The organism is Geminicoccus flavidas (genome assembly GCF_009806515.1).
In the GTDB taxonomy this organism is placed as follows: domain Bacteria; phylum Pseudomonadota; class Alphaproteobacteria; order Geminicoccales; family Geminicoccaceae; genus Geminicoccus; species Geminicoccus flavidus.
In genome coordinates this window covers 1-10,996 of the sequence record NZ_WUJP01000953.1, presented here as the reverse complement: position 1 = coordinate 10,996, position 10,996 = coordinate 1, and the positions used below count along the sequence as shown (strand labels likewise).

Sequence of the window (10,996 nt, the reverse complement as noted above, 5' to 3'; positions counted from 1 at the left end):
GATCGGCTGCCCGATCGAGCCGGCGAAATCCTTGTCGGCCTTCACGGTCACCGTGGCATCGCCGCAGCGGCAGGTGACCAGCGTATGGTCACCGATCAGCTCGCTGGCATAGATCTCCCCGGCGAGCTGGCCCTGGCCGGGCGGGGCGAGCCGCCCGTCCTCCGGGCGCAGGCCGGCCACCACCGCGCGGCCGCTGCCGCGGCTGGCCGTGCCAAAGCTGCCGGCACTGCAATCGAACCGGCCATCGGCCAGCGAGCCCTCCAGCACGTTCATGGGCGGCGAGCCAATGAAGCCCGCCACGAACAGGTTGGCCGGGCGGTTGTAGATGTTGGCGGGCGTGTCGAGCTGCTGGAGCACGCCCCGCTCCAGGATGGCGACCCGGTGGGCCAGCGTCATCGCCTCGATCTGGTCATGGGTCACGTAGATCGTGGTGATGCCGAGCTCGTGCTGCATGTGCTTGAGCTCGGCGCGCATGTGCCCGCGCAGTTTGGCATCAAGGTTGGAGAGCGGCTCGTCCATCAAGAAGGCGCTGGGCCGGCGCACGATGGCTCGGGCAAGCGCCACGCGCTGGCGCTGGCCGCCCGAGAGCTGGCGCGGGTAGCGCTCGAGCAGATGGTCGAGCTGCACCTGCTGCGCCACGTCGCGCACGCTCTTCTCGATCTCGGCCTTGGGCCGTTTGCGCACCGTGAGCGGGTAGGCGATGTTCTCGAACACCGTCTTGTGCGGATAGAGCGCGTAGGACTGGAAGACCATCGCCACGTCGCGGTTCTTGGGCAGGACGTGGGTGACATCGCGGCTGCCGATCAGGATCCGGCCCGAGGTCACCGATTCCAGTCCGGCGATCATGCGCAGCGCTGTGGTCTTGCCCGAGCCCGACGCGCCCAGCAGCACCAGGAACTCGCCGGGCTTCACCTCCAGGGACAGGGCTCTCAGCACCTCAACGCTGCCGAACGACTTGGAGGCTTGGTCCAGAATGATCGTCATCGGCAGTGCTCGTTCGTCAGCATCAGCCCTTCACCGCGCCGAGCAACATGCCCTTGGCGATGAAACGCTGCAGGAGAAGGGTCAGGAAGATCACCGGCAGGATCATGAGCAGGATCAGCACGCTCATGTACCACCATTGCGGTCCGCGGGTGGCGTTCTGTGCCGCCACCAGCACCGGCATGGTCTGGGCGTTGGCGCTGGAGAGGAACAGGGCCAGCAGATACTCGTTCCAGGCGAGGATCAGGACGAGCAGCCCGGTCGCGACCAGGCCCGGCCGGGCCAGCGGCAGGACGATCCCAAAGAAGATCGCAAAGCGCGAGGCGCCGTCCAGCGACGCGCTCTCCTCCAGGTCCTTCGGGATGGTCACGAAGAAGTCGTACATCAGCCAGACCACGATCGGCAGGTTGACCGTGGTGTAGGTGGCGATCAGCGCGGTGCGGGTGTCCAGCATGCCGAGCGTCTGGAACATGACGTAAATCGGCAGGGCCGCCACCACCGGCGGCAGGATGCGCTGCGAGATGATCCAGAACAGGATGTCGCCGTTGCCGAGCGAGGCGCGCATGGTCCGGCCTGCCGCGCGCATCAGGAGCAGGAACAGCGCCAGCGCCACGGCCGCCGCCACCCACCAGGGCACGCCGAACCCGGCCACCGCCACGATCATCAGCGCGCCCAGCAGGATGAACAGGAGGATGGAGCCCAGGCGCGGCGCGAACTCCAGGCGCGAGAGCGCATAGGCCGCCATCGAGCCGATCAGCATGGCCAGCGCGGTCGAGACCAGCGCCACTACGATCGAGTTGAGGTAGGGGCGCAGCGTGTCGTTGCCGAGGTCGACAAAGATGTAGCGCCAGGCGTGCAGGTCCGGGAGGAAGTCGACGAATGGCAGGTAGACCGGCCCGGCCGAGACGTGGATCGGCAGCTTCAGCGACGTGATCGCGATCCAGTAGAGCGGGAACAGGACCACGAGGCTCCAGACGATCAGCGCGCCATAGACCAGGAGCGCGCCCAGCGGCGACATCGCGTCCAGTGACTTGGGCTCGATGAGCCGGCGCATCGCGCTCATGCCCGTCCCTCCCGCATCGGCTTGACCAGGAAGTTGAAGAACGAGACGCAGGTGATCGTCGACAGGAACAGGAGGATGTAGGCCACTGCCGCGGAGCCGCCGAGGTTCAGCGCCCGCCATTCGCTGAAGGCGTGCAGGGTCAGGGATTCCGTGGCAATACCCGGCCCGCCATTGGTCAGCACGTTGGGCAGGTCGATGATCTTGAACGCTTCGATGGCGCGGATCAGCACGACGGTGGCGGCCACCGGTGCGATCGACGGCCAAGTGATGTCCCGGAAGATCTGCCAGCCGCTGGCGCCGTCCAGCTGCGCCGCCTCGACCTCGTCGCGCGGCTGGCTCTCGATGGCTGCCAGCAGCACGATGAAGATGAACGGGATCCACTGCCAGCTGTCGCCGATCAGCACGACGAACCGGGCGGTCCAGGCATCCGCGGACCAGGAGGTCTGGGCGAAGCCCAGCCAGTGCCACAAGGGGGCGAAGGGACCTACCGCGGTGTCGGCCAGCATGCGGAAGGTGTAGGCGATGCCCACCGGGGTCACCATCAGCGGCACGAAGAACAGGACCCGGAAGAAGCTGCGGCCGCGGATCGGCTTGGCGCAGAGCAGGGCCAAGCCCAGCCCGATCGCGAACTGCACGGCCACGCCGCCCACCACGTAGAACATGGTGGTGGCGATGGTGCCCAGCTGGCCGCCCTCGCCCAAATTGACCGCAAACAGGACCGCTAGGGCCAGTGCGGTGGCGATCATGATCAGCCGGCCGATCCAGCCCACCACCGTGGCTCGGCCGGAGCGGACGTAGCGGAGCATGCCCCAGACGACCAGCGCCACCGTCCCCAGGATGGTCACCCAGCCCACCAACGTGATGGCGCCGAACGTGCCCAGCAGGTGGAACTGCTGCGAGCCGGTTAGCATCTTCTTGAAATTGAACCAGCCGATGAAGGTCAGCGTGTAGCCGCCGGGCGCCAGCTTGAAGCGCGAGAGCGCCAGATAGGCCGAGGCGATCAGCGGGAAGATCGAGAAGCCCAGGATCAGGATCACGGCCGGCAGGATGAACAGCCGGCCGGCCTGGCGGTCGAGCCAGTCGTGCAGGCTTTCCCGCTCCGGCGGTGCGGCGGTCACGTGCGCTGCGGACGTCACGGCCATGTCGGTCCTGCCCCTTCAAGAAACAGACGGGGCGCCTGCTTTGGGCAGGCGCCCCGCCTTCAAGCCGTCACTCGGCGCCGATGGTCGCCTTGTAGGCTGCCAGCTGCTCCTCGACTCCGAGTTCCTCGTTGATCTCGTTCCAGCCCTCGACGACCGTCTCGACCGTGGCGTCGACATCCAGCTCGCCGGCCAGATAGCGGGCGACCGCGGTGTCGAGCACCACCTGCTGGTAGCGCTGGTTCTGCGGAATGCGCAGGTCCAGGATCATGTTCGGGCTGTTCAGGCTGGTCTTGATCGCGCCCAGATAGCTCTCGGCGTTCTCCTTGCCCATGCCCATCTTCTCCCAGGTCGCCACGTCCTCGAGCTGGGACAGGCGGTAGGGATTGAAGCCGGTCTCGCCCTTGGTGACGTCCTGGTTCGACTGGGCCGGCTGCGACAGGTAGGAGAAGAAGGCGTAGGCCGCGTCCTTCACCTTGGGATCGGCATTGGCGTTGATGCCGCCGCCCCAGCCGCCGAATGCGGCGAATGGCGCATGGTTCAGCCCGTCGATCGCATGGGGGCAGGTGTTGGCGTCGCAGGCCACGAACTCACCGGTCGTACGGTCGATCACCTCCTTGGAGCCTGGCAGGATGGTGGCGCCGACCTTGCCCGTGACCTTGCTCATGGACGGGTCGACCGACATGGAGCCGATGTCACCCCAGTCCATCGACAGGGCACAGCGCCCGGCCACGAACATCACACGGGTGTCGGCGACGTCCAGGTTCAGCTCGTCCGGCGGGCCGTACTCGGACGTCTTCTTGTAGACCTCCAGCGCCTTCCGGAACCCTGCATTGTCGATCAGCGGCGTCATGTCCTCCGTGTTGAAGAACACGCCCTCGCTGGTCCCCTTGGCCTGGATGTAGCCGCCGGCCACCGAGGTCAGGAACCAGTAGCCCTGGGCGTTGCGCTTCTTGCCGATGCAAGAGCCAAAATCGGGCTGGCCGTCGCCGTTCATGTCCTTGCCATGCGCGGCTTGGGCGATGTCCAGATAGTCTTCCCAGGTCTTGGGCGGCTGCTTGCCGAGCTCCTCCAGGACGTCCGTTCGATAGAAGATCATGTGGAAGTCGCCGTCGAACGTCATCATGTACGTCTTGCCGGCATATTTTTGCGAGAACTCGCGGAAGAACGGCGCGATGTCGTCCTGCTCCAGCGACTCGTCGCCTTCCATGCGCGGGGTCAGGTCCTCGAGGAACCCGGACGCGGCATAGTCGACCATCCATTGCGGCGCGAATACCGCTGCGTCGATCGAGTTGGTGCCGGTCGACCAGTCGGTCAGCAGCTTCTGGTAAATGTCCGAGAAGGGCACGGTGATGACGTTGATCTTGGCGCCGGTCTGCTTCTCGAACTCAGGGGCCCGCGCCTGCATTGGGCCCGAGATCGAAGGGCCCGTCTGCGTCAAGATGTTGACGGTTACCCCGTCGAACTCGGCGGCCAGTGCCGGCATGGCACCCGCCGCCACGCCGGCCATCGCCAGGCCCGCCAACCAACTGCGAATCTTCATCTTGACCCTCCCCGGTCTTGCCTATTGCTTGCGATCGATCCTTGAGCGGCCCACCTCCGGCCGCGCTCAGCGCATGAAGTTCGGGTTGTCGATCACCTCCGGCCGGCCGTCCCGCTCGACCACCAGCTTGCGCATGCCCTTTTCCAGGATCTCGCCATACTCGTGGCCGGCATCCGTGGCGCAGTGCCAGACGAACACGAGCTTGTTCGTGCCGGTGTTGATCGAGCGGTGCGCCCAGTCCGGCGGGATGAACGCGCAGATCCCGGGCTTCATCTCCACAGTGCGGGTCTCGCCGTCGCGCGACTGCAGCAGGAGGATCCCCTCGCCCGACTGGGTGTAGTAGGTCTCGCCGCATTCGCGCCGCTCATGGAAATGGCCGCGCGTCATGAAATACTCGTCGCCGACCTTGCCGGGCGCCATGACCGTGGTGCCAAACGCCAGGTCGCTGTCCTTCCAGCGATAGTCGATCACCTCGTAGGCCAGCGGATCGCCATTCGCCACCAGCGCCTCGAAGGCCGCCTTGTCCCGGTACAGACCGGCGAGATCGCCGAGCCTCTTGGCATAGCTGCCGGTGGATGGCGTGACCGATCCGGAATCTCCGTCGATCCGCACGCCGGCTGGCAACAGCATCCTGGCCTCCCCTGCGGGCTGCACTCATGGCGCATGCCCGTTCCCCCTGTCCCGGGTTCTCCGGCCAAACGTCTGACTTTTCAAGGTTCATTCTGGCGCCGGCACCTTTCCCGGCCAATCCTTCCGCAGCAGCGCCCGCCGGCATGATCGTTCTTGCCAGGAGCAAAGCTGCACTGGCTGAAATGCCGCCGGCATTACCAGTTTCCGCACCCCACCGGCCCTGGCATACATCATAAATACAGGAACGACGGTGGGCATGCTGCCTGCCGATCCAGGGGATGCGCCCATGCTCGTCCGGCGCTGGCTGCTCGCGGCAGCCACCATGCTGATGCCGATCGGCCTGCCTGCCCACGGTCAGGAGGACGATTCGGCGCTGACCGCCAGGGGCGAGTATCTGGCGCGCGCCGCCGACTGCATGCCCTGCCACACCAGCCCGGGCGGCAAGCCCTATGCCGGCGGCCTGGGCCTGAGCACGCCGTTCGGCACCCTGTTCTCGGTCAACATCACCTCCGACCGGGAGACCGGGATCGGTGGCTGGACCTATGAGCAGTTCAAGGGAGCCCTGCACGACGGCGTCCGCGCGGACGGCGCCTTCCTCTACCCGGCCATGCCGTTCGACGCTTATACTGGGATCACCGAGGACGACTTGCGCGCGCTCTGGGCCTATGTCCGGCGGATCCCGGCCGTGCCGGCCGCGAACCCTGACAACCAGCTGGTATTTCCCTTCAACATTCGCTTAGGGATGCTCGCCTGGCGCGAGCTGTTCTTCGCGCCGCAGACCTTCCGGCCGACCCCGGGCAAGAGCGATGCCTGGAATCGCGGCGCCTATCTGGTGGAGGCGCTCGGCCACTGCTCGGACTGCCACAGCCCGCGCAACGTCATGGGCGCGATCAAGGGCAAGGCGCAGTTCGTCGGCGCCGAGATCGACGGCTTCTACGCGCCGGCCATCACTTCGGCGGCGCTGGCGAAGACCTGGCAGCGCGCGGACCTGAAGAGCTTCCTGAAGACCGGCTCGGCGCCGGACCGGACCAGTGTGTTCGGCCCGATGGCGGACGTCGTCCAGCACAGCCTGGCGTATCTCACCGACGCCGACCTCGACGCCATGATCACCTATCTGCTGGACAGCCCACCGCCCCCGGATCTGCCGGCGCCACAGAAGCTCTCGCCGCTGCCGGCAGACGTCTATCATCGGGCGTCGCAGCTCTATGTCGACCAGTGTGCCGGCTGCCACCAGCCACATGGCACCGGCTTGGCGAACTCGGTGCCGCCGCTGCAGGGCAATCCGGCGGTGACCGCGGCGGAGCCCTACAACGTGCTGAAGGCGGTGCTCGACGGCCTGCCGCCCGGCGGCAGATATGGTGCGATGCCGTCCTTCGCAGGCCGGCTCTCCGACCAGCAGGTCGCCGAACTCGCCAACTATGTGCGCACCAGCTGGAACAATCAGGCTCCGGCCAATGCGACTGCCAGCATGGTTGGCCTGTGGCGCAGTGCCAGCGCAGTCCCCGACTATGGCACCAGTGCCGCTGCGGACTTCCAGTGCCCGCAGGTCGGTGGCGCTCCGGGTGCGCCGGGTCCGGACGCCGATGCGGTGGCCGCTATCGCCGCGATGATCCAGGGCGGCAACCGCAATGTCCCCGAACTGATCGCCGCCTATCAGAATCAGGCGTCCGACGCCGGGGCCGCGTCCAGCATCGACGCGCTGCTCGCCGCCTACTGCCCGACCGTCGCGCAGGCGGACGAGCCTGCCTACCTCAAGAAGGCGGCGCTCGAGCGCTTTGCCATGCAGGCGGCCGCCGACCTTTCCCCGCAGACCGCCGCCGTCCCCTTTCCCGCCATCGACCTGACCCTGGCCCTGCCCGTCGGCCACAGCCTGGTCGCCCGCGAACCCGACGATGCTGCCCGGCCGGTCGCCTGCCCGGCCGACGACGGCAAGCTGGTTCCGGCTTCGCTGATCGCGGAGGCCCGGCAGGTGCTCGGCACGCCGGCGCTGCCGGTGACGGCCGAGGCGCGTGACGGCTTCGTGACCGCGCTCAAGGCTAAAGACCCGAAGGCGGTACCGGCCGACATCGCCAACGCCCTGATCGTGGCCTATTGCGAGCAGGTGGTCATGAATGGCTCAGCCGACGAGGCGGACCGACGCACCTGGCTGGAGACCTTCAGCCGGGAAGTCATCCAGCACCTGCAGATGCTCCCGGCCAAATCGGACTGACCCTTCGTCGCGGTCCGGCCGTTTCCGCCGCGTTTCCCCTGGGCATCCCGGCGGCCGTGCGTATGTCAGCTGCGGCTGATCCTGCCAGGAGTTCTTGTCCCGTGTGTTCCGACGCCGCCGGTCCATGCTAATGAATGGCCATGATCACTGGCATGAGCATCCGCGCATGATCGGCAAGCGCTTCCGCAGGGGTGCTGGTGCGGCGCTGGGTCTGGCCCTGCTCGCGGCGGGGCCGGCGTATGCCCTCGAAAGCGCGCCCTTCACCTCTCCCCAGACCAGCGTCACTCTGGTCAGCGAGGCAGCGGCGATCGCACCCGGCGAGCCGTTCCGCCTGGGGCTGCGCCAGCAGATCAGCCCTGGCTGGCACACCTACTGGTCCAACCCTGGCGATGCCGGCGAGCCGCCCTCGCTCACCTTCGACCTGCCCGCGGGTGCCTCCGCCGGCGAACTGCAGTTCCCGGCGCCCGAGCGGATCGAGTACGGGCCCCTGGTCAATTTCGGCTACGAGAACGAGGTGGTCTTCCCGGTCACGGTGACGCCGCCGGCCGACCTCCAGCCGGGCCAGAGCTTCACGGTCAGGACGGACGCGTTCTGGCTGGTCTGCAAGGACATCTGCATCCCCGAGGAAACCAGCTTCACCCTGGCGCTGCCGGTGGAGCCGACTGCCCGGAGTGATGCCGCAACCGCACCGCTGTTCGCCGCGGCCGAAGCTAGCCTGCCGCGCCCCTCGCTGTGGCAGGCCGAGGCCGGGTTCGAAGGCGACCGGGGCGTGCTGCGCCTGTCGGGTGATCTGCTTTCCCCGGATGCGGTGGCGAGCGCCTTCTTCTTTCCGGCCGAGTGGGGCGTGATCGAGAACGCCGCCCCTCAGGAGCTGCGGGTGGGCCAGGGCGAGCTCAGCCTGGGCTTGGTCCGCGCCAAGGGCGAGCTGCCGGAGCGCCTGTCCGGCGTGATCGCCGTCACCGATGCCGCCGGCAGCCGCAGTGCCTATGCCCTGGATGCGCCACTGGGCCCGGTGCCGCCCGCCGCCAGTTCCACCGGTGGTGCCGGCCTGCCGCTCTGGCAGGCGGCGCTGTTCGCGGCCCTCGGTGGCCTGCTGCTCAACCTGATGCCCTGTGTGTTCCCGATCCTCGCCATGAAGGCCGTCGGGATCGCGGCGCTGGCCGGAAGAGCGGATCGCACGATCCGCCTCCATGCCCTGTCCTACGTGACGGGCGTGCTCCTGTCCTTCTTGGCGCTGGCTGGCCTGCTGCTGCTGCTCAAGGGTGCTGGTATGGCGGCCGGCTGGGGCTTCCAGTTCACCTCGCCTCTGTTTGTGGCGGCGATGGCCTGGCTGATGCTGGCGGTCGGACTGAACCTGTCGGGCGTCTATGCGCTGGGTGGCCCGGTCAGTGCGGGCAGCGGCCTCGCGGCGAAAGGCGGCCATGCCGGCAGCTTCTTTACCGGCGTGCTGGCCGTGCTGGTCGCGACCCCCTGCACCGCCCCGTTCATGGCCGCCGCGACCGGGGCCGCCTTCGCCATGCCGCCGGCCGCGACGCTTGCCGTGTTCGCCGCGCTGGGCCTGGGCATGGGCGCACCCTATGCGCTCCTGGCCTTCCTGCCCCGCCTGGCCCGGCTCCTGCCGCGGCCCGGCTTGTGGATGGAGCGGCTCAAGCAGGCGCTGGCCTTCCCGATGTACGGTGCTGCCGGCTGGCTGCTCTGGGTCCTGACCGTGCAGACCGGTGCCGACGGGCTGCTGGTGGCGCTGGCCGGCGCCCTCCTGGTCGCTTTCGCCGCCTGGGTGCTGGGCATCGCGCAATCTGCCGGCCGGCGCGGCGCCTGGGCCGGCCGCGGTGCTGCGGCACTGGCCATGTTGGCCGCCCTCGCGGTCCTGCCCCAGCTCCAGGCAGCGGAGACGCCTCAAGCGACTATGGCGGACGCAGCGGCAGCCGAGCCCTGGAGCGAAGCCAGGGTGGCGGAGCTGCGCGCCCAGGGTCGGCCGGTGTTCGTCAACCTGACCGCTGCCTGGTGCATCACCTGCAAGGTCAACGAGCGGGTGGCGCTCGACACGACGGCGACCCAGGAGGCGTTCGCCGCGGCTGGTGTGGCGACCCTGGTGGGCGACTGGACCAACGGCGATCCGGCGATCGGCGCGCTGCTCCAGCGACATGGCCGGGAAGGCGTGCCACTCTACCTGCTCTATCCTGCCGGCAGCGGCGACCCCGTGGTCCTGCCACAGATCCTCACCGAATCGATCGTGCTGCAGGCGCTGGAGCCCGTGGCACGCACAGCCGGACAGATGCCAGCACCCAGCCAGAGCTGACGATCCCACCCATCCGCGCCAGGAGCCACTGCCATGATCCTGCCGATCACCCGCCGCGCCGCCCTGTTCGCCGCCACCGCGCTGCCCCTCCTGCCGCGCCTGGCCATGGCAGGACCCGCGGTCGGCCAGCCGGCACCGGATTTCCTGCTGCCCGACCAGGACGGCGCGATGCACCGGCTCCAGGACTATCGCGGCAAGCTCCTGGTGCTGGAATGGACCAACCACGAGTGCCCCTATGTCCGTAAGCACTATGGCAGCGGCAACATGCAGTCGCTCCAGGCGCTGGCGGCCGACAAGGGCGTGGTCTGGCTGTCGATTGCCTCGTCTCCCGAGGGCGAGCAGGGCCATGTCACGGGAGCGGAAGCAAAGGAGCTGACGGTCTCGCGCGGGGCGCGGCCGGAAGCGGTCCTGCTCGACCCCATGAGTCGAGCGGCGCGCGCCTACCAGGCGACCACCACGCCCGAGATGTTCGTGATCGGCCGGGACGGCACGCTGCTCTACATGGGCGGGATCGATTCGATCCGCTCCACCCGGCCGGCCGACATCGAGCGGGCCGAGCCCTATCTGCGCAACGCGCTCTTGGCCGCGGTCGAGGGCCGGCCGGTCGAGCCGTCGGTGACCCGGCCCTATGGCTGTGCCGTGAAGTACGCGCCGGCGGCCTGAACGGCGGTCATTGACAGGCGCGTCCGGTAGCCCCCTGATCCCGCGCGCAAAGCGAGCGGGGAGCGTCTCATGGACAGTGCCGGGCCGGGCTTGCAGGCCGGCTGCCAGACCTTCACCTGGGAGATGCTGGGCGAAGGCTGGCAGGGCGATGCGGACGATCTGCTGCGGGCGATCGCCCGTGCCGGCTATGCCGGGATCGAGATCACCGACACCATGATCGGCCGCTATGCCGACCGGCCCGAAGCGTTTCGGGCAGCACTCGGCACTCATGGCCTCACCCTGGTGGCCTTCGCCTGCGGCAGCCCGAGCGGCTTCACCGAGGACGCCCAGGTCGAGACCGACCTCGCCATGATCGACCGGGCACTGGCGTTCACCGCGCAGTTCCCGGGCGCCCACCTGTCGCTCGGCAGCGCCACGGTCACGTCCGGCGGAGAGCGCGACGCCAAGTTCCGCACCGCGGCGCGCATCT

At 68.2% G+C, this 10,996-nt stretch carries 8 protein-coding genes and 1 pseudogene; 4 read left to right on the top strand and 5 right to left on the bottom strand.

Going from position 1 to position 10,996, the window contains the following annotated elements:
• The 5 genes from EQG76_RS27400 to EQG76_RS27380 form a co-directional block, all read right to left on the bottom strand.
• Positions 1–984: ABC transporter ATP-binding protein (locus tag EQG76_RS27400; protein ID WP_159718186.1), on the bottom strand; the 984-nt coding region annotated here is incomplete at its 3' end.
• 22 nt (positions 985–1,006) lie between these two features.
• Positions 1,007–2,044: a carbohydrate ABC transporter permease gene (locus tag EQG76_RS27395; RefSeq protein ID WP_159718184.1), complete on the bottom strand. Its 1,038-nt coding sequence runs from the start codon at positions 2,042–2,044 to the stop codon at positions 1,007–1,009.
• Positions 2,041–3,186, bottom strand: coding sequence for a carbohydrate ABC transporter permease (locus EQG76_RS27390; RefSeq protein ID WP_159718182.1), 1,146 nt, complete (start codon positions 3,184–3,186; stop codon positions 2,041–2,043). Before EQG76_RS27390 ends, EQG76_RS27395 begins: the two co-directional genes overlap by 4 nt.
• Positions 3,187–3,253: 67 nt before the next feature.
• Complete coding sequence (locus EQG76_RS27385) at positions 3,254–4,726, bottom strand: ABC transporter substrate-binding protein (protein ID WP_159718180.1); 1,473 nt, start codon at positions 4,724–4,726, stop codon at positions 3,254–3,256.
• 66 nt (positions 4,727–4,792) lie between these two features.
• Complete coding sequence (locus tag EQG76_RS27380) at positions 4,793–5,356, bottom strand: glucose-6-phosphate isomerase family protein (protein ID WP_200841168.1); 564 nt, start codon at positions 5,354–5,356, stop codon at positions 4,793–4,795.
• A gap of 286 nt (positions 5,357–5,642) precedes the next feature.
• Here EQG76_RS27380 and EQG76_RS27375 point away from each other — a divergent pair, with 286 nt between their 5' ends.
• The 4 genes and pseudogenes from EQG76_RS27375 to EQG76_RS27360 all read left to right on the top strand — a co-directional run.
• The gene (locus tag EQG76_RS27375) at positions 5,643–7,565 is read left to right on the top strand and encodes a cytochrome c (RefSeq protein ID WP_159718178.1); all 1,923 of its coding nucleotides are present in this window, start codon (positions 5,643–5,645) and stop codon (positions 7,563–7,565) included.
• 166 nt (positions 7,566–7,731) lie between these two features.
• Complete coding sequence (locus tag EQG76_RS27370; protein WP_235031587.1) at positions 7,732–9,864, top strand: protein-disulfide reductase DsbD family protein; 2,133 nt, start codon at positions 7,732–7,734, stop codon at positions 9,862–9,864.
• Positions 9,865–9,897: 33 nt separating this feature from the next.
• A complete protein-coding gene (locus EQG76_RS27365) occupies positions 9,898–10,527 on the top strand; it encodes a redoxin domain-containing protein (RefSeq protein ID WP_159718174.1) in 630 nt (209 codons plus the stop codon).
• A gap of 69 nt (positions 10,528–10,596) precedes the next feature.
• A pseudogene (locus EQG76_RS27360) lies at positions 10,597–10,996 on the top strand (sugar phosphate isomerase/epimerase); the annotation flags it as partial.